Source organism: Marinobacter sp. 1_MG-2023, assembly GCF_030549045.1.
Lineage (GTDB): Bacteria > Pseudomonadota > Gammaproteobacteria > Pseudomonadales > Oleiphilaceae > Marinobacter.
In genome coordinates this window covers 335,164-357,372 of record NZ_JAUOST010000001.1, presented here as the reverse complement: position 1 = coordinate 357,372, position 22,209 = coordinate 335,164, and the positions used below count along the sequence as shown (strand labels likewise).

The window sequence follows — 22,209 nt, the reverse complement described above, 5'->3', positions numbered from 1 at the left end:
CGGTGACAAATGCACATTGGATTTTGTAGGATGCTATTCTTTGTCGTTAATCAATATTTCCGCATCCATACAGTCTGCTGTTGTGCACCGACCCGGAGAGGCCACTTCCCTTTCCGCTCGACGCAAAACCCGGACAAGTTAGAGCATTCCAGGACCTGAACTATGCGCACTGCTTCCCGCTTCCTGATCGCAATCGTTTTTCTTGGCGTCGTGCTTGGCGGCATCTTCGGCTATAAGTTTTACCAATTCGGGAAGATGGGAGAACAAATGTCCCAGCCCCAACCGCCTGCGCAAATATCCGCCACCAAAGCACAAACAGAAAGTTGGACACCTTCCGTCAAGGCTGTGGGCAGCATCACGGCCATTAACGGTATCGAGGTAGCCAACGAAGTTCCGGGCGTTATTAAAAGCATTAACTTTGAATCCGGTGACTCCGTCAAGCAAGGCGACATTCTTATACGCCTGGACACCGCAATCGAAGATGCGGCCCTACGTACCCGCCGTGCAGAATCGCAACTGGCAGAGCAGGAATTCAAGCGCATATCAGACCTGCTCCCGAAACGTGCTGTATCCCAGTCCCAGTATGACGAATCCAAAGCGAATTTCGACGCTGCACGTGCGCGTGTGAATGAATCAGAAGCGCAATTGAGCAAGAAAGTAATCCGTGCTCCGTTCGACGGCACCCTCGGTATTCGAATGGTAGACCAAGGCGAATACATCGCCACCGGCACACCGATCGTTGAGATCAACATGCTCGACCCGATCTATGTGGACTACACCTTGTCCGAGAAGAACCTGCCGGATGTTGCCCGAGACTATGCAGTTGTTGCTACCGTGGCAGCTGTGCCGGGCCAGGAGTTCGAAGGCAAGGTCAGTGCCATTAACACCTCCGTAAACCCCGAAACCCGCACCGTCCGCGTTCGTGCGACTCTGGATAATCCCGAAGGCCTCCTGCGTCCGGGCATGTTTGCAACCATACTCACCAGGCAGCCAGAGGACAACGAGGTTGTTACCGTGCCCCGCACCGCCATTTCCTACAATACTTATGGCGATTTCGTCTTTGCCGTTGAGGAGAACGATGAAGGTGCACTGATTGTTAATCGCCGCTCAATCACTGCAGGCCAGACCCGCGACACGCGGGTTGCCATTCTTTCCGGCCTTGAAGCAGACGAGACTGTCGTGTCCAAAGGATTGCTGAGACTCCGTGCCGGTCAAAAGGTCGAGATTCAGGATGAAGAAGAGCAGCCGCAGGAGGCATCTGAGTAATGCGATTCACCGACATTTTCATCCATCGTCCCGTACTGGCGACGGTTGTCAGCCTGCTTATCCTGCTGCTCGGTGCCCGAGCTGCCATGGAGATGGAGATCCGGCAATATCCGGAGCTCGAGAGCACCACGGTTACAGTCACAACGGCCTATCCGGGCGCCAGTTCGGACCTGATCAAAGGCTTTATCACGACCCCACTGCAGCAGGCTATTGCAGAGGCCAGCGGCATCGACTACCTGACCTCTACGAGTTCACAGGGCACGTCGACCATTGAAGCCAAAATGGTACTGAACTACGACGCCAACGCCGCCCTGGCCGAAATACAGGCAAAAGTCGCCAGCCAGCGTAACGTTCTTCCTGCCGACGCCCAGGACCCGGTTATCACTTCGAGCACAGGCGACTCAACGGCATTGATGTACATCGCCTTCTACAGTTCAGAAATGGCCGTTCCGCAGATTACCGATTACCTGACCCGAGTTGTGCAACCAAGAATTCAGGCGCTGCCCGGCGTTGGTAAAGCACAACTGCTTGGCCGTAAGTTTGCCCTGCGTGTCTGGCTCGACCCGGAACGCCTGGCTGCCGTTGACATGACACCCACGGAAGTTGTGGCCAAACTGCGTGCCAACAACTATCAGGCTGCCGTAGGTAATACCAAAGGTACCTATACCGAAGTCAGCATGACCAGCGATACCGATGTAGCGGACCCCGACGAGTTCCGCAATCTTGTCGTCAAACAGGCTAATGGAACCCAGATCCGACTCCAGGACATTGCCCGGGTTGAACTGGGTTCAGAGACCTACAGTGCTCTGGCCCTCTATAAGGGTCAGCCGGCAACTTATGTGGCGATAGAACTGGCGCCCGGCGCCAACCCGCTCACTGTGGCAGGCCTGGTAAAAGGTGACCTGCCGGAGATCGAAAGCCAACTGCCGAGCGACCTGAACGTAAGGCTTGCCTACGATGCTTCAGACTTTATTGATGACTCTATAAACGAGGTAATCCGAACCCTTATTGAAGCCATGGGTATCGTACTCGTGGTGGTATTTTTGTGCCTGGGATCCATCCGGGCATCCATCGTCCCTTCTGTAGCGGTTCCGCTGTCCCTTATTGGCGGTGCCTTTTTCATGCTGATGTTCGGTTTCTCCCTGAACCTGCTGACGTTGCTATCCATGGTTCTGGCCATTGGGCTGGTGGTAGACGACGCCATCATCATGGTGGAAAACGTACACCGGCATATTGAAGAAGGTGAGTCACGGTTTGACGCGGCGCTTCATGGCGCACGGGAGATGGCTGTGCCCATCATAGCCATGACCACGACCCTGGTTGCAGTTTATGCCCCCATCGGCTTTATGGGCGGCCTGGTGGGCTCTCTGTTTACCGAGTTCGCATTCACGCTGGCAGGTACGGTGGTAATTTCGGGTATCGTTGCACTGACACTTTCTCCAATGCTGTCCGCAAAGGTCCTGAAGCCGCATGGCGATCCGGGAAAATTCGAGGGCCTTGTAGAGCGCGTGTTCAACGGCATCTCTTCAGGTTATAAAACCGCGCTCGGTTCCCTGATGCAAACCAAATCCGTAGTGGTATTTTTTGCTCTGGTTGTATTGGGCTCTATCTATTTCATGGCAATGATGAGCCAGAACGAGCTGGCACCCACTGAAGATCAGGGCATTCTGTTCTATCAGGGCCTGGGACCACAGACATCCACTCTGGATTATCTTCTGGAGCATGGAGAGGAGGTTCAGCAGCGCTTGGCCACAGTACCCGGCTACGCAGAGGACTTCATGATCGTTGGTATCACGGCTCCCAATGCGGTATTCGGTGGTTTCAAAATGGAGCCCTGGAGCAAGCGGGAAATTAGCCAGTTCGAGGTTCAACCCCAGCTCGACGCCGAGCTCAAACAGGTCACGGGCCTGCAAACAGCGGTCTTCCCGCAACCGGCACTCCCGGGCTCTGGCGGCGGTCTGCCATTCCAGTTTGTTATCACGACGGGCAACAGCTACGAACAGCTTGATCAAGTGGCTGACGAATTGCTGGGTAAAGCCATGGGCAGCGGCAACTTCATGTTCCTGCAAAAGTCCATCAACTTCGACCGCCCGGTGACACGTATCAACGTCGATCGTGACCGGGTTGCAGATCTGGGCCTCTCCATGCAGGACGTGGGGCAGTCGATATCCAGTATGCTTGGCGGCGGCTACATTAACCGCTTCAGCATGGAAGGCAGGTCCTATCAGGTAATCCCTCAGGTAGACCAACAATTTCGTCTGGATGAGCAGGCGCTGAATGATTACTACATCCGCTCGGGCTCAGGCACGCTTGTACCTTTGAGCAGCGTTGTAAGCTTTACCCACGACGTAGAGCCTTCAAACCGAACACAATTCAACCAGCAAAACTCTTTGACGCTGCAGGGAGTGGTGATGCCTGGCGTGGCCGCAGGTACGGCCATGGAATTCGTGCAACAGACAGCAGACGAAATATTCCCGCAGGGCTTCACTTATGATTACACCGGGCAGAGTAGACAGTTGGCAAACCAGGGCAGTGCACTGGTTGTAACCTTCTTCCTGTCTCTGCTGGTTATCTATCTGGTGCTCGCGGCTCAGTTCGAAAGCTGGCGCGATCCGTTCATCATTCTCGTATCCGTGCCTATGTCAGTGGCCGGTGCCATGGCGTTTATCGTACTTGGCTTCGCAACGATGAACATTTATACCCAGGTAGGTCTGATCACCCTCATCGGGGTGGTGTCAAAGAACGGCATACTCATCGTGGAATTTGCCAACCAGCTCCAGAAGGAAAAAGGACTGAATAAAGTAGATGCGGTTATTGAAGCGGCGGCTATCCGTCTTCGCCCGATCATCATGACATCTCTGGCGCTGATTTTTGCCATGGTGCCGCTGCTCCTCGCAGCTGGCCCGGGCGCAGAAAGCCGCTTTGCCATCGGGTTGACCATCAGTGCCGGCTTGGGCATTGGTACTTTGTTCACTGTTTTCGTACTGCCAGCGTTCTACATTTTGCTGGCTCGCGATCACAACGAGGAACAGGAAGATAAAAACACTCTTCCTGAAACGGCGCCGACCCGTTCATAGCTGATCAGCGCGAGACGTAAAAGCCCGGCTAGCCTCAAGGCCAGCCGGGCTTTTTATTACCTCTCAACCCTGCTCCACCTCTTCGCAGGCCTCAACGTCTGAACTGCAAAAACGCTGGCGGCCCCGAACTGTCTTGCTGGGTAACTCGCCAAAGTGCTCACGATATAGCGCAGAAAAACGGCCCAGATGGGAAAACCCTTCATCCGCTGCATGGCGTGAGATGTGGGGCTCACCGATCTGGCAGTCCACCAGGCGACGCCGCACCCGAATAAGGCGCTGACGCTGGTAAAACCGGTAGGGCGTCATCCCCGTGTTGTGCTTCATGAGGTAATAAAGATTGCGTTCACTCGCACCCGAATAACTGGCGAGTTCCTGCAGGTTAAATTCCCATGATGGGTTCTGCTCAATCTTTTCAATCGTCCGCAACAGACGCCAATCCGTCGGCTCCGCGCCCGGAACATCCGCCAACTGACCGCCAGCCTGGCACTTTGCCAACTGGCTAAACAGCTCGCGAGTAAGCGCTTTCGCATGTGCATGATCAACATAGAATTTGATGTTTTCGAGGTAACGCTTTAACAAGGGCGCTATGGCCAGCAGTTGATGGGTGCCTGTCGATGGCATCACAGCAGAGTACTGGTGCGCCGGCTTCATGATAAAAAGCTGGCTACTTTCTGCGAGCTTGAGGTCAAACACCTTCTTCGGGCAAACCCAGGTTGGCACCTCCAACGACTGCCAGGCTTCACCGGACGGGGCCATTGATACCTCGCTGTCCGGTGAAAATAACAGCAGCGAGCCGCCACGCACCTGGCAGTTCCCTAACTCCCTATATTGATTTGTTTGAAGACAGACCGTGCTGCCCGACGCGGTAGCAAGCTCAGCCAGCCCGCCCATTGGACCGGTATTGCCACCCATTGGGCCAGTATTATGGTGAGATCGGCACTCTGTAATTGAAAGTCCGGACGCCACGCCTATGGCCCGGCACCAGGTATCGCATCGCGCCCTGCTGAGACAAAGATACGCGTCCATCTCAGGCCTTATTATTGGTTTTCTCATAAGTACGGCAAATCTGAGGTTATCGAAGGTGTGCTGCGCTTTTTTTCTACACTTTAATTGCAACAATCTAGAACAATAGCCCTCATCACCTTGGCCGTATCTTGCAAATCACCCGAAAGGCGAGCCTCAATTTCAGTATTTATTGATATGGATCAATAATGGTCATTCTTGCCTGCTGCCAAGGCTGCGGTCTCGCCATCAGAAACCCTTGCCCACGCTGACACTCCAATTCGCGAAGCTCCTGATACTGAGCGTCAGTTTCAATACCTTCAGCCACCACTTCCAGCTCCAAGGCCTCCGCAATCCCCAGAATGGCCGCCACAATTCGCGAGTCACGATTTTCCTTACCCAGGCCTCCGATGAACTGTCGATCTATCTTGAGCACCTGTACCGGCAAATTCTGCAAATAAGCCAGAGAAGAGTAGCCGGTTCCAAAATCATCGATGGCTATCACCACCCCCTGATTCTGGAACGCCCTGAGCGTATCCAGGCACTGGCTGGACAAGTGCATGATATGCGTTTCAGTGATTTCAATTTCCAGGAGCCAGCCTAACTCGCGGATACGGGAGAACAAGGGGCTTATAGCGGGGCCCAGGCGGGCATCCGTAATCTGACGGGCGGATATATTAATCGCCAACCGGAACTCGCCCGGCAAGCTCGAGGGAGCATCTCTTAAATCTGCCAGTATTCCGCGCACCAAACGCTGAGTCATTTCATGGATCTGCCCCCGGCGCTCTGCAAGAGGCACAAAATCGGCGGGTGAGACTGAGCCCAATTCAGGGTGGTGCCAGCGTAACAAAGCTTCCATTCCCACAGCCCGACCTGTTTCAAGGTCATACTGGGGCTGATAAACCACATGAAATTCATCCTGCGAGGTTTTCAGCGATGTAGTCAGGGCTTCAGCAAGCTGCTGCTCACGCCGCCCCTGCTCGTCGTCCGCTTCGCTATATACACGGTAGCAGGCCCGACCTGCCAGCTTTGCCGCATACATAGCTCGATCGGCCTTCTGCAAAAGCTCCGCACCACTTTCCCCATGGGCGGGATATACAGACGCTCCTATGGACGCTGAGAGAAAATACTCTCTGTGGGCAACAATCATCGGAGCCCGCAAAGCCTGGTTCATGCGCTGACAAACCTCATTCAAGTCATCATGACCCGCCAATTCAACAATAACGGCGAATTCATCACCTGACAGTCGCGCTACAACGTCCCCCTCGCGCACCACACTCTGAATACACATGGCTGCCTGTTTTAATACACCGTCACCACAGTCATGCCCATGCAGATCATTGACTGACTTGAAAAAATCCAGATCAATAAACAAGACCGCGAAGCCAACCTCTCCCCGGGAGTGCTGGCTTACGCGAGCTTCCAGAAACTCCTGAAACAACGACCGGTTGGGTAATTCGGTAAGGGGGTCGTAATATGCAAGCGAGGCCAGTCGCTCATCCGCGCCAGCTCTCTCGCCCATATCCATAAACATGCCGACATAGGCCTGGCGCCCTTCATACTCCATCGGATAAATGCTGAGCCACTGCGGGTATATTTCACCGCTTTTTTTTCGGTTCCAGACCAACCCCTCCCAGCGCCCGTCTCCAGCGAGAGACCGCCACATAGCCTGGTAGAATTCCGGTGCATGTAACCCCGCACTCAAAACCGAAGGTGACTCGCCCATAACTTCATTAGATTGGTAGCCGGTCACGAAGCGGAACATGCGGTTTACATAGGTAATTCTGGGTTCTTTGGTAGCAATCATGATGGCTCGTGGGTATTGGTCTACCAAAGCCCTGAAATCGTGTTGTTGCTCAAACTGCATGACTAATCTGCTCCCGCTAGTCCAGCCCGCGACCCTCACATACTCACCGTCAGCTTAGAGGGAAACCCGCCCACGACTATCCACATTACGCAAAATATGAACGTTTCAGACCAATAGTAACTAAAACTGAACGCAAGTTCATAATTTGCATTATATGGATATTAACCAAAGTACTTTTCATCGCAAACTGATCAATCTCGACTGCGCATGTGCGCCAGTACATGCCTGCGCAAAAAAACAATAAGAGAAAGGCAGGATTTGGTATGCGTAGAAACGAACCGGTCACACAGAAAGAAAAGACCTATCCCGACGATTTCAACCTTATTACCACCACAGATCTGCAAGGCAAGATTACCGCAGCGAACGAAGCCTTCTCGGAAGTGTCTGGTTACACCAAAGAGGAACTGATTGGTCAGGACCATAACTTTATACGACACCCGGACATGCCACCCGGAGCATTCGCAGATCTTTGGCAAACGATAAAAAGCGGGGATTCCTGGCGCGGGATGGTCAAGAACCGGTGCAAGAACGGTGACCATTACTGGGTAGACGCTTTTGTTACCCCCATTTTTAATAACGGTCGCGTCGTTGAATATCAGTCTGTTCGTGTACTCCCTGATCCCGCCCAGATCAAGAGGGCGGAAATGGCTTACGCTGCATGGAATCGTGGCACCATTTCACGCCGGTTTCTCGCTGTCAGCCCCGCCCTGCCCTGGAAACTGCTCTGCCTGTACTTAGCCGTTGCCGCATGCCTCCTGGCTCTGGGCACAAGCACTTTGAGCCTGCAAAGCCTGGCCCTCCTGCAAGGGGGTTTACTGGTTACGTTTTTGGCTCTGCACTTAATGACTCGCCCGATGGTTCGGAGCGCGCGCGCAGTTTGTGGCGATGCCCACCCGGCGATGCCCTGGATCTATACCGGCCGGCACGATGAGTGTGCGTGGATAGAATTCGACCGACAAAAGCGCAACGCCGTTCTGCGCGCGGTATCGGCCAGAATGCACACCAATGTCGGTGAACTGCATGGTAACAAGCAACGCACGATCGAATGGGTATCAAATTCAGTTGCCAGCATTCGCAGCCAGCGCGAAGACATCCAGAGCATCACCCAGGCCTTCGATGAACTCTCGCGCAGCGTCAAAGGCGTGGATGAGCTTACAAGCCGGACCCATGAAGCAACCGTGGATGCCACGAAATCCGCTGAACACTGCCAACAGCAAATGCAGATCATGAATGACGACTTGTCCGGTCTCGAAAACCAGCTATTTGCCGCCAACGAGAGAATAACCGCTCTTTCAGAAAAGAGTGACGCGATCGGTCTGGTGCTGGACGTAATTTCCGATATTGCGGAACAGACCAACTTGCTCGCACTGAACGCAGCCATTGAGGCTGCGCGGGCGGGTGATGCTGGCCGCGGATTTGCCGTTGTCGCTGATGAAGTCCGGGGGCTGGCAAAGCGCACCCACGAATCAACCCGTAAAATCGAGGAAATAATCAGCGCCCTGCAAAGCGAAACCCGCTGTGTTGTTGACGTTATCGAACAGGGTGCCAGCGCCTGCAAGCAAACCACCTTTATGGGAGGTGAAGCCAGCAAAGCTCTTATATCGACGCTCAAAGACATCGGGATCATTACCAACTGCACCCACGAAGTGGCTGGCGCTACAGAAGAGCAATCCGCCCTCAGCCTTCAGGTGCAGCAACAAGTAGAGCGATTGCTTGCCCTGGGGGATGAGTCTGTCCGAAGCGGCGAAAGTGCCCGCAAGGAGTCAGAAGATCTCGGGCACAGCGTGGATCAGGCCCAGCTGCTCACCAGTCACTTCCTGAAAATGCTCTCTGCCCGCCTAAACATACCAAATCCGGCCTGAACACAGGAGGACCCATAGCGATTCCCCGAAACCTTACAATAAGGTAGTCTGGCGCTCTGTCCCGCTATTTCATTCGGAAGATTGCCGCTATCGTGTTGTTATCATGACTCTGGGAACCCTGTTCTGGCTGTTTGTCGCAACCTTTGCTATTTGGTATTGGTGGCGCGCGAAAGCCATCAAAGACTCTGTGTTGGAAGCCGCCCGCCGTTACTGTAAAACCATGGACGTTATGCTATTGGACGACGCCATTTATCTGCGCGGCATTTGGTTCAAACGCGACGACCAGGGCCAGATCCGCGTGTGGCGCCGATTCATGTTTGATTTCACATCAACAGGAGAAGAGCGCTACAGCGGTCGAGTGATCATGCTTGGCCAGCGAATACTGCATATGGAATTGGAGCCTCATCGTTTCTCCTGATCCCCCGGAACGACGCCCTCCGTTCACAATGATTACCCACAGCCATTGAAGCATCTCTGTAACACTACTGTAATAATTCTGCCTCATTCTCCCCGCAACGCTAACTTACTGTTGTCCTGAGGTTTTCTAATGCTAAAGTTCCGCCCACTCCAACTGCAGAGCGCCCTGCTGGGTGTGCTCTGCCTGTTTTCGGTTTTCAGTGCACCTTCAGGCTACGCCGAAGACATGGAGATTCACGGATCCAATACAATTGGCGCAAAACTCGCACCCATGCTTGTAGAGGGTTTCCTGAACAGCAACGAGCAGGGACCTGTCCGAATTCTTGGCAACGGAAAGGACAACGAGAAAGTCCTGATCGGGGATAAGAACGGCTCTCCTCTTCGGGTTCTGGTTGCTGCCCATGGTTCCAGCACCGGGTTCAGGGCGTTGGAAGCCCAAACTGCTGATGTATGGGCCTCCTCCCGCCCCGTCAAACCGGCTGAGGTGCAGCGCATGTCCGTGCATGCCGATCTGAAAGGTCTCGAAAGTGAGCATGTTATTGCCATTGACGGCCTTGCGGTGCTGGTTCACCCATCGAATCCAATCAACCAGCTGGATACCAATACTCTAGCCAGGATATTTTCAGGTGAGATCAGTAACTGGTCGGAGATCGGCGGTGCTGACCAACCCATTAACCTGTATGCGCGGGATGATCGCTCAGGTACCTGGGACACCTTCAAGAGCCTGGTTCTGGGCAAGCAGTACCCGCTGCACCCGTCCGCCAGGCGCTATGAATCAAACGACCAACTTTCTGACAGTGTCAGTGTTGACCAGGGAGGCATTGGCTTCTCAGGACTGGCCTCAGTGCGCAAGAGCAAGCTGCTGGCAATCGCAGATGGCGAAGCGCCTGCACTAAAACCTTCCAGACTGACGGTAGCCAGTGAAGATTACCCACTTTCCAGGCGACTGTTCATGTACACCTCCGGTGATGCAACTGCCACCCTTGCGAAAGACTTTGTGGACTTCGTATTGGGCGCAGAAGGCCAGGCTATCGTCTCTGAATCCGGATTTGTTTCCCAGAACCCACTCGCCGTTAAACCCGATCTGGGCGATAGCGTCCCAGCCACTTTCAGGCTCCTGACCCAAAACTACAGCCGCCTGACCGTCAATTTCCGGTTCTCAGAGGGGCGCACCAGGCTGGACAACAAGGCGCAAAGGGATTTGAAGCGACTGGCTGAATTCCTCAACAGGGAAAACCGCACTGCCGACGACCTCCTGCTGATCGGCTTCGCCGACCAACAAACTGACGAATTAAGGGCCCAAATGATCTCGGAACTAAGAGCCCTTTCCGTACGCAAGGCTTTGTCTGACCTCAACATTCATAAGGTCAGCCACACAGGTTACGGCCACGACATGCCGGTCGGCACCTATGGAGGCGAAACCGGCCAGCAACGCAACGGCCGGGTAGAAGTCTGGGTTCGCGACAGCTAAGGGTGCCTCTGTAACGGCAATCACCTATCCGCACAACGCTCACAGATATGTTTGGGTTTCATATACTACCGGGGCCACTCTCAACCTACAGACCGGGACAATGATTATCCAAAACGACCAACGCTATGCAATCAACCTGAACGTTCGCGGCATTCAGCCCTCGGCCACCTTGCGTATCAATGAATTAAGCAACCAGCTCAAGTCTGAGGGTAAGGACATCATCAAACTCGGGCTGGGGCAATCGCCCTTCCCGGTTCCCGAACGTGTTGTAGATGCGCTTAAAGAGCACGCTCACGAAAAGGATTACCTGCCAGTCAAAGGCCTGAAAGAGCTGCGAGAATCCATCGCCGGTTACATCAACCGCAGTGAACGCATGCGTTGTACCTGGGAAGATGTGCTGATTGGCCCTGGCTCCAAAGAGCTGTTGTTCATCTTACAGCTAGCCTACTACGGCGATCTGCTGATCCCCCGCCCTAGCTGGGTTTCCTATGCGCCACAGGCCCGTATTATCGGCCGCTCGGTGCACTGGATACCCACCCACGCAGAGAACAACTGGCAACTGACCGCTGAGGAACTGGACATCGTTTGTCGGGACGACGTTTCCCGCCCGCGCATCCTGATTTTGAACTACCCCTCCAACCCCACCGGTTGCACCTACACAGACGATCAGTTGCTGGCCATTGCGAATGTGGCTCGCAAATACAGGATCATCCTGCTGTCTGACGAGATTTACGGCGAAGTGAACTTTGAGGGCAAACATAAATCCATTGCTCGCTACTACCCGGAAGGTACCATTATCAGTACCGGGCTCAGCAAGTGGGCCGGTGCCGGTGGCTGGCGTGTGGGCACCTTCATCTTCCCGAGTGAATTACGCCCGCTGCAAGACGCCATGGCGATTATCGCCAGTGAAACCTACACGGCTACCAGCGCCCCCATACAACACGCTGCGATCACTGCATTTAACGGTGGCGATGACATAGAAGAGTATTTAAAACAGTCTCGCCGTGTGTTGAAGGTGATTGGTGAGTACATGCATCGACGCCTCAGTGATATGGGAGCTTCAGTGCGAAAGCCCGAGGGCGCATTCTATCTGTTCCCGAATTTCGACAGCTTCCGGGACAAGCTTGCAGAAAAAGACATCAAAACCAGCCAGGCGTTTTGCCAGGCGTTACTGGAAAACACCGGTGTAGCCATTCTGCCAGCCAGTGACTTCGGCTTTGTGCCGGATCACCTTGGTGCGCGCTTGGCATTCGTAGACTTCGACGGCGCCGAGTCCCTGCAACTGGCCGGCGGAGACTATGCCGATCAGGAGCTTGCCGATGACTTTGTCGACAAGGCATGCCCCCGCCTGGTGAAAGCCATGGACAAGATGGAAGCCTGGCTGAACAGCCTCTGATCAAGCCGTGATAGACTGGCGCCCTCACTCTTCAGAGATTAAAACGGGGGCGTCATGTTTGATTCTGTTTCCCTGCAGGACATTACGGATTTCGCAGAAGACCTGGCCCTGGAGGCGGGAAAGCTGATTCGCCGTGAGCGTGAAAACAGCACTCTCCGTACTGATTACAAATACCAGGCCGAGCTGGTTACTCACGCAGATATCATGGCCGATGAGTTCATCACCAGCGCCATCCAGAAGCGCTTCCCCGACCACCGCATTCTGTCTGAAGAAAGCATGCCGGACCTCAGCCAGGCTGAGGAACTCGAAACCCCTCTGTGGATCGTTGACCCTATTGATGGCACGGTAAACTACGCCTACGGCCACCCGCAGGTTGCGGTATCCATTGCCTATGCCGAAAACGGCCGTGTGCAAGCAGGCGTGGTACACGCGCCCTTCCCCGGCGAAACCTTCCGTGCTACCCGAGGCGACGGCGCCACACTCAATGGCAAGCCTATTAACCATAGCGGCGCTACGGTTCCGAGAGATTCCCTGTTTGCAACAGGTTTTCCTTACACCAAAGACAACCTGGCCCCTCTGGTAAGCCGTCTGGATGCCATGATTCACCAATGCCGCGACCTGCGCCGCATCGGCTCTGCGGCTCTGGATATCTGCTGGGTAGCCTGCGGCCGACTGGACATCTACTACGAAAACGTCAGCCCCTGGGATTTCGCGGCCGCCCGTTTGATCGCCCTGGAAGCTGGGGCCACAGCCGGCCATTTCAGCGAAGTTCCTGAGGGTTACCCTGAGGATCTTTGGGGTCGCGACATTCTGATTTCGGCGCCTGCTATATGGGAGCCCATTCGTCAGATTCTTCGGTCTGCTTCTGGGTATGAGTGAGCTAGGGGGAGGCCTCCGGTAGCCTGCTAATTTTGGTGCGGGCGGTTGGTGGGGTCGGTTTGCACAGAACCGCTACGAGCACATCCATGTGCGCTTGTTTCCGGCCATCCTTGGCCTCCAACATTCTGTGCAAACCGACCCCACCAACCTCTATCAAATAACCCAGATATATCGGGCTTCTTTTCGTCTTTCTCTAAAGTGCCTTTAGCTGCTGAGACCTGAAGAAGGTCAGGCAACCCTCTCTAAGATTTCGCATTGGTTCGATTGAGCAGTCAGGAAGGCCCTGTCCCGGAATGTCGGAGGCCATGGATGGCCGGAGCCAAGCGCACATGGATGTGCTTGTAGCGGTTCCGGGGCAGGGCCTTCCTGACTGCGCGACCCCAAAACCAGCAGGCTACTGGAAGAAAACTCGGAGTCAGTCCCAAAGCGCCTCAGCAACCAGACCCCAGCTCTCGTCAAAGTCGACTGAAGGCGCTCGAGTAAAGGATGAGCGGACAAACCGCTGAATCCGGCCCTCCATGAACACCAGAACAAAATCCGCACCCCGGGTAGCGCTGGTGCGTGGCCGCAAGCCCTGTCGAATTTCGCCTTCTTTCAGGGTTTGCCGCACCTGGGTTTCCAGGCGTTCGAAGAACTGGGAAGCACGTTTGCGTAAGGCGTCGTTTTCGCCGACAAGAGCATCGCCGGTGAGAACACAACACAACCCCGGATTACGCTCGGCAAAAACCAGTACAAGGTGCACTAACTGCTGCAAACGAACCCGCACGTCCTCTTGTTCCTGCAGGATTACCTGACAGCGAGAGAACACGGCATTTTCTGCGAACTCCAGAAGCGCCTCGAACATTTTCCGCTTGCTGGGGAAGTGGCGATACAGCGCCGCTTCGGTCACGCCAACGGATTTGGCGAGAACCGAGGTGGTAATTCTGGCCCCCGGATCCTTTTCCAGGAGTTCCAGAAGGGCATGGAGAATCGCCTCCCGGCGACTGGGTTTCTGATCGGTTGTGGCCATACTGCAGCGCTCTTAATCAGAATCTGAATCAGAAGAAAGTGCCATCGAGGGGCGACGACGCGCTCGCGTAGAGCTTTTTAGGCATCCGCCCCGCCAGATAGGCTTCGCGCCCGGCTTCAATGGCCAGGCGCATGGCGTTGGCCATTTTAATCGGGTCTTTTGCTTGGGCAATGGCGGTGTTCATAAGTACGCCATCGCAGCCGAGTTCCATCGCGATGGTGGCATCGGAAGCCGTGCCAACGCCAGCATCCACCAGTACGGGCACCTTGGCGTTTTCGACGATCAGGCGGATATTGTAGCGATTCTGGATACCCAGGCCGGAGCCAATCGGGGCACCCAGTGGCATAATCGCGATGCAGCCCATTTCCTCAAGACGCATCGCCAGCAGGGGATCGTCGGAACAATAGACCATAACCTTGAAACCGTCTTTGATCAGTTCTTCAGCGGCCACCAGGGTTTCCGGCATGTTCGGATACAGGGTTTTGTGTTCACCCAACACCTCCAGTTTGACCAGATCGCGGCCGTCAAGCAGCTCACGCGCCAGCTTGCAGGTTCGCACAGCATCTTTAGCGGTATAGCAGCCGGCCGTATTAGGCAGAATGGTGTAGCGTTCCGGGGAGATCACATCCAGAAGGTTTGGCTCGTCGGGATTTTGCCCGAGGTTGGTACGGCGAACGGCGACAGTCACCATTTCAGCGCCGCTCATTTCAATCGCGCGGCCGGTTTCCGTCAGATCTTGGTACTTGCCCGTTCCAACCAATAGCCGTGACTGGTATGTGCGGCCTGCGATTTCAAGAGGTTTGTCTTCGGGCAACTGGATCTCTGGCTTGTCGGTCATAGTAATTCCGGGTTGGTAAAACCTAGTGATGTAAATTATTGATAGACGTTTCGGGATGAGGTTTTCACTTGGCCATGAGGGGCTTCAGCCACCTCCGATCGCGTGCACCACTTCAACGCGATCGCCGTTATTCAGTGCAAATTCAGTGTGCTGGCTCCGAGGTACTATGTCTTCGTTTACCTCCACCGCCAGCCGTTTGCCCACGAGGCTCATTTTTTCCACCAGTGCTCCTACCGTGGCGCCTTCAGGAAGCTCCATGGCTTCACCATTAACTTGTACCTGCATATCTCTCCTAACCCCTGTCTCTGTTCGCTTGCCCGCGTATTCCAGCTGTCAGTATCAACGTCCAGCCGGCCAGGAAACATACGCCACCAACGGGCGTGATCATGCCGACCCAGCGTAGGTCGGTCAGCACCAGTACATAAAGACTGCCACTGAACAGTATGATGCCAGCAAAAAAGAACCCGACCGAAAGCCCCAGCAATCGACGCGAAAGACCAAGCCCGGACAACAGGGCGACCAGCACCAGTGCGATGGCGTGATACATCTGATAGGTAACCGCTGTCTGGAACACCTCCAGGCTGCGCTGACTAACAACATGTCGCAACCCGTGGGCCCCAAAGGCACCGGACATGACGGCCAATAGTGCAAATAAGGCACCGGTAACCAGAGGCAGGCGCATAAAGACCTGAGCCTGAGGCTTTACGGATTCAGCAGTCACAATGAATTTTTTCTCCCGTATCCAGGTTCATCATCGTAAGCGCTCCGCCCCAGACACAACCGGTATCCAGCCCAATAAACCGGTCGAAGCCGGTCTTCCCCTCAATGGCTGCCCAATGCCCGAAGACCACACGCAGCTCATCTGTGCGAGGAAACTCAAACCAGGGGGCGAAACCTTTTGGCGCATTGCCGGCCGACTCTTTAGCTGTGAGTTCCAGCCTGCCATCGCTGGCAATAAAACGCATCCGGGTAAAGTAGTTGGTGATGACCCGCCAACGGTCCATACCTGTCAGATTGTCGCTCCAGCCTTCAGGCTTGTTCCCGTACATCAGCGCAAAGTATTCCGAGGCGTTTTCCCCGCGAATCACCTCTTCCACTTCCCGGGCATTGGCGAGTGCCTGCTGAACGCTCCAGATATGAGGCATCCCGGCATGGGCCATCATGATGTCACGTTCAGAGTCATACACACACAGGTTCTGCTGTCGCAGCCAACTCACCAGGTTGTCACGATCAGGGGCACTCAGTATTTCTGCAAGTGTATCCTTGCGTTTTGGCGCATGGCCACCGAGAGCCACTGCCAAAAGGTGCAAATCGTGGTTGCCCAGAACCACCACAGCCGAATCACCCAGGCTTTCAATATATCGCAAGGTTTTCAGGGACGCCGGGCCCCGGTTAATCAGATCACCCGCAACCCAGAGTCGATCCCGGGAAGGCGAAAAGTCCACCTTCGCCAGAACATCCCTCAAGCGATCATAACAACCCTGAATATCGCCAATCGCATAGTCAGTCATGACTGGCCTCATCGGCTATATCAGCGCCCTTCTCGCCTACGAGCAAGTCAGCGATGCTTACAAAGTCCGCCAGACTAAGGTTTTCAGGGCGCAGGCCGTCGTTGATTCCGAGGGCCTGCAGCTGTTCCACTGAGATCATACCGGCCAGCGCCTTGCGTAGGGTTTTGCGCCGAGCGTTAAACGCGGTTCTTACCACCGCTTGCAAGGTGCCAAGATCCTTCGCTGGATACGGAAGCTCTTTATGAGGAACGAGACGCACAATGGCGGAATCTACTTTCGGAGCCGGCCGGAACGCACCGGGGCCCACTTCAAATAAGGGCTGAACCTTGCAGAAGTACTGGGTCATGATGCCCAGCCGGCCGTAATTATTGTCCCCGGATACTGCCGCCATCCGCTGCACAACTTCTTTCTGCAGCATGAAGTGCATGTCCTGCACCACGCCGGTCTGAGACAACAGATGAAAAATCAGCGGTGTAGAAATGTTGTAAGGCAGGTTCCCGATAATGCGCAAAGGCTTTCCATCCATGAGCTGGCTGAAATCAAACTTAAGCGCGTCCGCTTCGTGAATATGAAATTCGGGATAATTGAAAAACTTGGTGCGCAGTACCGGGATGAGGTCGCGGTCCAACTCCACTACCTGAAGCTTCGGATTGACCGCCAGAATCTCCTCGGTTATGGCTCCCAGGCCAGGGCCGATTTCTACAATCGCATCGTCCGGCTTCGGGTGAATGGCCCGAATGATACGTTCGATAACGCCTGGATCCTGCAGGAAATTCTGGCCAAACCGCTTCCTGGCTTGATGGCCGGCTTTTTTACTCACTCAGGTTTCTCTCTTTTTAGCGGATTTGAGGGAGCGAGCCATTTGCTCGCCCACTCGAATGGCGGTTTGCAGGCTACCGGGATCGGCTTTACCCGTGCCAGCGAGGTCCAGAGCTGTGCCGTGATCCACGGAGGTACGCACAATGGGCAAACCAAGCGTAATGTTGACCGCGCGACCAAAGCCCTGAAACTTGAGAACCGGCAAGCCCTGATCATGATACATGGCCAGGGCGGCATCGGCATCGTTCAACCAATGGGGTGTAAACAGCGTATCTGCCGGCAAGGGGCCGGTCAGCTGTAATCCTTTATCACGAAGCTTATCAAGCGTCGGCTCAATCACCTCAATTTCTTCACGGCCGAGATGGCCGCCTTCCCCTGCGTGGGGGTTCAGGCCAGCCACAAGAATTCTTGGCTGTTCAATGCCAAAAAAGGTTTTCAGGTCGGCATGCAGGATGCTAGCCACCTGGCTCAGCCGTTCGGGTGTAATAGCGGCGGGCACGTCTTTCAGGGGCAAATGGGTGGTGACCAGAGCTACCCGTAACTCTTCTGTGGCCAGCATCATAACCACGCGTTCCACACCGCAGAGTTCCTGAAGAAACTCGGTATGGCCGCTGAACTCGATACCAGCATCATTGATGATGCCCTTGTGTACCGGCGCCGTAACCATGCCGTCAAAATCACCGTCAAGACAACCTCTTGCAGCAACTTTCAGGGTTTCCAGCACATATCGGCTGTTGGCAGTATCCAGCCCTCCCGCTTGATGAGAAGCGCAACCTTCAACGTGTAATACCGAAAGCTCACCTGCATCCTTTCTTGGCTCAGTGCCCGGTGTCCAGGGGTGCAACCTAACCTCAAGGCCCAGCAAACTGGCCCTTGCCTCCAGCAATTGCTGGCTCGCAATCACCACTACACCAACATTACGCTTACCCATGGCGAGCTGCAGGCAGAGCTCGGGGCCTATGCCCGCAGGCTCGCCAGCGGTTAGCGCCAGGACAACACCGTCACTCATTATTCTGCAGTTTCCTGCGCACTACCGGATTCATCTTCAGCGGCATCTGTTGCATATTCACCTTTGAACTCAACAAAAGCTTCATCACGAATTTCCCGGAGCCAGTTCTGCAGTTCGGTCTCGAACTTGCGACCATATATTGCCTGCCGGGCCTCGGCTTTTTCGACATCGCTGCTTATATCTTTCTGCCGGCGCTCTTCAACCTCAAGAATATGCCAGCCAAACTGGGACCGGAATGGCCCTTTGGTTTCGCCGACTTCGGCCTCTTGCATGGCCTGTTCAAACGCGGGCACCATTTGCCCGGGGCTTACCCAGCCGAGATTACCGCCGTCGGAACCGGACACAGGGTCATCAGAATATTCACGAGCCAGGACAGCGAAATCGGCCCCGCCCCGAATCTGGTCAGAGATCTCCCGGATGGTGGCTTCTGCTTCAGTATCAGTCACAGCTTCAGAAGGCCGGATCAGAATATGGCGCACACGGTTCTGCTGAATGACCTCCTTCCGAGCACCGCCGCGCTTGTCCATCACCATAACCATATGGAAGCCGCTGTTGTTCTCAAGGACCTCCGAAGGTGTGCCAACTTCAAGCTCCGGCACGACCGGCGCAACCAAGGATGGCAACTGCCGCTCGCTGCGCCAACCCATGTCGCCCCCTTCAAGTGCGTTGCTGGCATCTGATTCCGCCACGGCTACCTCACGAAAGTCGCGGCCGTTCAGAATGGCAGCGCGAAGCTCTTCTGTTTTTTCGCGCGTCGCGTCCACAGACGCATCATCGGCGGGATTATCCGGCTCGATAAAAATATAGGCTAACCGGTATTCCGCACCATTCCCGCCGCCAGACTCCAGCGCCTGCAGATAGTTCTCAACTTCGCTATCCGTCACACGGACCCGGCCGCCCACTTGGCGCTGCTGAACCCGGCCGGTGATCATCTCCTGGCGAATCTGCTCCCTGGCCTGGCGATAGCTTACGCCCTCAACAACCAGCTGTTCTTCAAATTCAGACAGTGTCATGTCATTGCGCTCGGCAATGTTGACCAGGGTCTCGTTCAGCTCATTATCGCTGATACGCATCCCCATTTTTTCGGCCATCTGCAATTGAACGGATTCGGTGATCAACTGTTCCAGGACACGCTCTTCAAGGAGCCGGCGTGGCGGCAGGCCCGTGCCCTGGGCACTGAGTCGTCCAACAATGGTGTTGATTCTTGCTTCCAGTTCGGTCTGAAGGATCACATCGTCATCAACAATGGCAACCACCTGGTCGAGCAGTTTGCGCTCAGCCTGGGCCGAAAAAGAAAGCACCACTGCCAATAACATCAACAGTGTCTGTAAACCTTGGCGAAGCGTCGCCTTCATAATCACCTCTTAATGAAGATATTAGCCTGCAAACAGGGTACCGGAAGGCGCCTTTGTCGTCAGGGGTACAATCAAGAGAGCCAATCGGGAACCCCGTCAGGGTGTTCCAAACCGGCGTTGCTCACGTTCATCGAAACCGTAAATGGCCTCGGAGATCGATGTCGAAGAACCTCCGCTGCCACCCAGGCCTTTTAGCTGAATCTGGAACAATATGCGGCTTTCCAGTTCCTGATCATCGGTGAAGTAATTCTGGTGAACCACCTGAACACTCCAGCAGCAATTGTTGTATTCAATACCGGCAAGGGAGCCAACCGTGCGGTCCAGATCCGAATCATATACCCAGCGGCCGATCAGACTAACACGGTCCGTTGCCGGGATAACCGCCGCAATATCCGACTGTTCCAACTCATCCCGGCTATAAGTATGGCCAATACTCGCCAGATACCTGTAGTCCTGCGAGTGGAAGATCAACTGGCTCCGACCCTCTTCCGTATCCCCCGTCTCCGGATCCCAGAGCCCGGTAGAGCGGATTTGAAGATTCTGTAGCGGGTTAAGCACAACCTCACCCGCCAAGGGTGATCTGCTGAGATTACTTGCGCCTTCACCAAACAGCGTCACCTCGCGATCTTCAAAATACTGAACCTGACCAACACTGAAGCGTGCTCTCTCGGCCCCTGTAACCAGATCATTGAACCGACTGGTCAGGGCCACCGTCAACTGGTTGGTATTACCGACCCGGTCGCCCCCTACAAAACGGTCGGGCTGAAACAATTGGTCAAAACTGAAACTCTCGAAGGCAGTATCAAACGCCGGAATATCGTTCTGGTCTGCATCCGCATCGGCCCAGGCGTAATAAAGCCGGGGTTCCAGTGTCTGGTTGTAGGGCACATCGAACAGACTCGAGCGGCGATCGAAATACAAGCCATTATCCCATTCTACGACAGGAACCGTACGATCAAACTCTCCGTCCCCGGCACTGTAGTCCTCCAAATCGTAACGCGTGTAATCCAGGCTTAACGACGGACGGCTGAAGCCCCAGAGCGCGCGCATCGGCAGTGCCAGCTCGGGGCGTGCACGGAAGCGCTGGCCATTGGCTTTATCAAGACCGGTCAAGGAGTCATTTTCGCGGTAGAACCAGGCATACTCGCTTTCCAGGCCTGCCTCCAGCCAGCCAGCCTCAGCTGTTCCTGCATAAACGATTTGCGGTAATTGTGCGTAAGGCTTGTCTTCATCAGCAATGCTGTCGCTGATCGTTTGGTAATCATTGAGGTAAGCATCGAAATACTGGTTAGCTGTTTGGTAACGCACCCCACCACGGCGCTGCAGGTGGCTAGTCTGACTAATCTCCAGACTCCGATTCAGGTCACTGAGATAGTCGTTGTCACTGACTACGGAATAATCACCATAGCCGTTCCAGCCACTGCCGAAGGTCGCGCGGGTGGAGGCATCCAGCGCCCAGCGCTGACCGGATTCACCGGGGTTCTCATCTGCATAGGCAGAGTCGTTATCTATATAACCCACCTGAAGCGTTGTCTGTCCGACGCTACTGAGATAACGGCCTTCAACCTCATTAAACAGGCCGCGACCATGAATGTACTGTGGTGTGATCGTGGCATCGTAATGGGGCGCCAGATTCAGGTAATAGGGGGTCGCGAGAAACGCCCCACTGCCAGCACTCGAAGAACCAAACTCCGGATACAGAAAGCCGCTCTTGCGGCGATCATCAATGGGAAAGCTGGCGTAAGGCCAGTAAAACACCGGCACATCCAGAATTTCGAAGCGAACATGCTTGGCAGTTCCGAAACCACCGGCCTGGTCCAGTTCGATATCAGACGCAACAATAGCCCAGTCATTTTGCTGCGGCCCGCAGGTGGTGAGCATGCCATCACGTATTTCCACCCTGGACTCATCCACGCGGGAGAGGGCTCCGGCCCTGCCTCGCATTTCCGGGCCATGCAACAGGAAGGTAGCGGTATTGATATCGAATTGCCCTGAGTCCACGCTGTATTCGGCGCGATCCCCGGTTAGCAAAAACCCCTGACCACGGCTGACCAGAGGGCCCTGAATCGATACCTGCCCGAGGCTCTGATTGTAACGGGCCTCTGTACCCGTCACCTGAAAGTTACCCTGACGAAGACGCACATCGCCCTGAAGATATAGCTCCCGATCAATCTCATAACGGGCATTCAGGCCACTAACCTGCAGGGGAACTGCTTCGTCAGCTCCAGCAATTCCTTCACCGAAAACACCCGAACCATCCTCTCCGCCGCCAGATGGCAAATAGCCTCCAGAGCAAAATACCGGCAGTGAGTTCCTGACAGACTCCGGGAGCTGGCTTTTAGGCCGCCAATCCAGTTCGGCAGCCGATGGTGCTTCCTCGCCATAGGAAAGGCCGGTCGCCGACATCAGTGCAAAACCGGCAATCAGGCGT

Annotated in this window: 18 protein-coding genes; 7 read left to right on the top strand and 11 right to left on the bottom strand. The window is 54.8% G+C overall.

What is annotated here, in order from left to right; genetic code table 11:
* Positions 1-162 precede the first annotated feature (162 nt).
* Both Q4606_RS01655 and Q4606_RS01650 read left to right on the top strand, forming a co-directional pair.
* Positions 163-1,266, top strand: a complete 1,104-nt coding sequence (locus Q4606_RS01655) for an efflux RND transporter periplasmic adaptor subunit (protein WP_303594538.1) — start codon at positions 163-165, stop codon at positions 1,264-1,266.
* Positions 1,266-4,343: an efflux RND transporter permease subunit gene (locus tag Q4606_RS01650; protein WP_303594541.1), complete on the top strand. Its 3,078-nt coding sequence runs from the start codon at positions 1,266-1,268 to the stop codon at positions 4,341-4,343. Before Q4606_RS01655 ends, Q4606_RS01650 begins: the two co-directional genes overlap by 1 nt.
* A gap of 63 nt (positions 4,344-4,406) precedes the next feature.
* Here the strand turns inward: Q4606_RS01650 and Q4606_RS01645 are convergent, their stop codons facing one another.
* Both Q4606_RS01645 and Q4606_RS01640 read right to left on the bottom strand, forming a co-directional pair.
* A complete protein-coding gene (locus Q4606_RS01645) occupies positions 4,407-5,099 on the bottom strand; it encodes a helix-turn-helix domain-containing protein (RefSeq protein WP_303606468.1) in 693 nt (230 codons plus the stop codon).
* A gap of 436 nt (positions 5,100-5,535) precedes the next feature.
* Positions 5,536-7,212: a bifunctional diguanylate cyclase/phosphodiesterase gene (locus Q4606_RS01640; protein WP_303606467.1), complete on the bottom strand. Its 1,677-nt coding sequence runs from the start codon at positions 7,210-7,212 to the stop codon at positions 5,536-5,538.
* Positions 7,213-7,475: 263 nt separating this feature from the next.
* Between Q4606_RS01640 and Q4606_RS01635 the strand changes: the two genes are divergently transcribed.
* The 5 genes from Q4606_RS01635 to Q4606_RS01615 all read left to right on the top strand — a co-directional run bounded on the left by Q4606_RS01635 (position 7,476) and on the right by Q4606_RS01615 (position 13,237).
* Positions 7,476-9,074: a methyl-accepting chemotaxis protein gene (locus Q4606_RS01635; protein ID WP_303606466.1), complete on the top strand. Its 1,599-nt coding sequence runs from the start codon at positions 7,476-7,478 to the stop codon at positions 9,072-9,074.
* Between the two features lie 103 nt (positions 9,075-9,177).
* Positions 9,178-9,492, top strand: a complete 315-nt coding sequence (locus tag Q4606_RS01630; RefSeq protein ID WP_303594547.1) for a DUF3301 domain-containing protein — start codon at positions 9,178-9,180, stop codon at positions 9,490-9,492.
* Between the two features lie 129 nt (positions 9,493-9,621).
* Positions 9,622-10,962, top strand: coding sequence for a substrate-binding domain-containing protein (locus Q4606_RS01625; RefSeq protein ID WP_303606465.1), 1,341 nt, complete (start codon positions 9,622-9,624; stop codon positions 10,960-10,962).
* Between the two features lie 100 nt (positions 10,963-11,062).
* Positions 11,063-12,358: a pyridoxal phosphate-dependent aminotransferase gene (locus Q4606_RS01620; RefSeq protein WP_303594551.1), complete on the top strand. Its 1,296-nt coding sequence runs from the start codon at positions 11,063-11,065 to the stop codon at positions 12,356-12,358.
* Between the two features lie 54 nt (positions 12,359-12,412).
* On the top strand, positions 12,413-13,237 hold the full coding sequence (locus Q4606_RS01615; protein WP_303606464.1) for an inositol monophosphatase family protein: 825 nt from the start codon (positions 12,413-12,415) through the stop codon (positions 13,235-13,237).
* A gap of 415 nt (positions 13,238-13,652) precedes the next feature.
* Here the strand turns inward: Q4606_RS01615 and slmA are convergent, their stop codons facing one another.
* From slmA to Q4606_RS01570, 9 genes are all read right to left on the bottom strand, one after another.
* Complete coding sequence (gene slmA / locus Q4606_RS01610) at positions 13,653-14,246, bottom strand: nucleoid occlusion factor SlmA (protein ID WP_303606463.1); 594 nt, start codon at positions 14,244-14,246, stop codon at positions 13,653-13,655.
* Positions 14,247-14,274: 28 nt separating this feature from the next.
* Complete coding sequence (locus tag Q4606_RS01605) at positions 14,275-15,084, bottom strand: thiazole synthase (protein ID WP_303594557.1); 810 nt, start codon at positions 15,082-15,084, stop codon at positions 14,275-14,277.
* 84 nt (positions 15,085-15,168) lie between these two features.
* Positions 15,169-15,369 (bottom strand): sulfur carrier protein ThiS, encoded by a 201-nt coding sequence (gene thiS / locus Q4606_RS01600; RefSeq protein WP_303594559.1) that lies wholly within the window; start codon positions 15,367-15,369, stop codon positions 15,169-15,171.
* Positions 15,370-15,376: 7 nt separating this feature from the next.
* The gene (locus tag Q4606_RS01595) at positions 15,377-15,766 is read right to left on the bottom strand and encodes a DUF423 domain-containing protein (RefSeq protein WP_303606995.1); all 390 of its coding nucleotides are present in this window, start codon (positions 15,764-15,766) and stop codon (positions 15,377-15,379) included.
* Positions 15,767-15,794: 28 nt separating this feature from the next.
* A complete protein-coding gene (locus Q4606_RS01590; RefSeq protein WP_303606462.1) occupies positions 15,795-16,595 on the bottom strand; it encodes a symmetrical bis(5'-nucleosyl)-tetraphosphatase in 801 nt (266 codons plus the stop codon).
* Positions 16,588-17,415: a 16S rRNA (adenine(1518)-N(6)/adenine(1519)-N(6))-dimethyltransferase RsmA gene (gene rsmA / locus Q4606_RS01585; protein ID WP_303594563.1), complete on the bottom strand. Its 828-nt coding sequence runs from the start codon at positions 17,413-17,415 to the stop codon at positions 16,588-16,590. Before rsmA ends, Q4606_RS01590 begins: the two co-directional genes overlap by 8 nt.
* On the bottom strand, positions 17,416-18,423 hold the full coding sequence (gene pdxA / locus Q4606_RS01580; protein ID WP_303606461.1) for a 4-hydroxythreonine-4-phosphate dehydrogenase PdxA: 1,008 nt from the start codon (positions 18,421-18,423) through the stop codon (positions 17,416-17,418).
* Entirely contained in the window at positions 18,423-19,778 is a 1,356-nt protein-coding gene (locus tag Q4606_RS01575) for a peptidylprolyl isomerase (protein WP_303594567.1), read from the bottom strand. The genes pdxA and Q4606_RS01575 overlap by 1 nt, the downstream gene beginning before the upstream one ends.
* Positions 19,779-19,874: 96 nt before the next feature.
* The gene (locus Q4606_RS01570; protein WP_303606994.1) at positions 19,875-22,184 is read right to left on the bottom strand and encodes an LPS-assembly protein LptD; all 2,310 of its coding nucleotides are present in this window, start codon (positions 22,182-22,184) and stop codon (positions 19,875-19,877) included.
* Between the last annotated feature and the right edge of the window lie 25 nt (positions 22,185-22,209).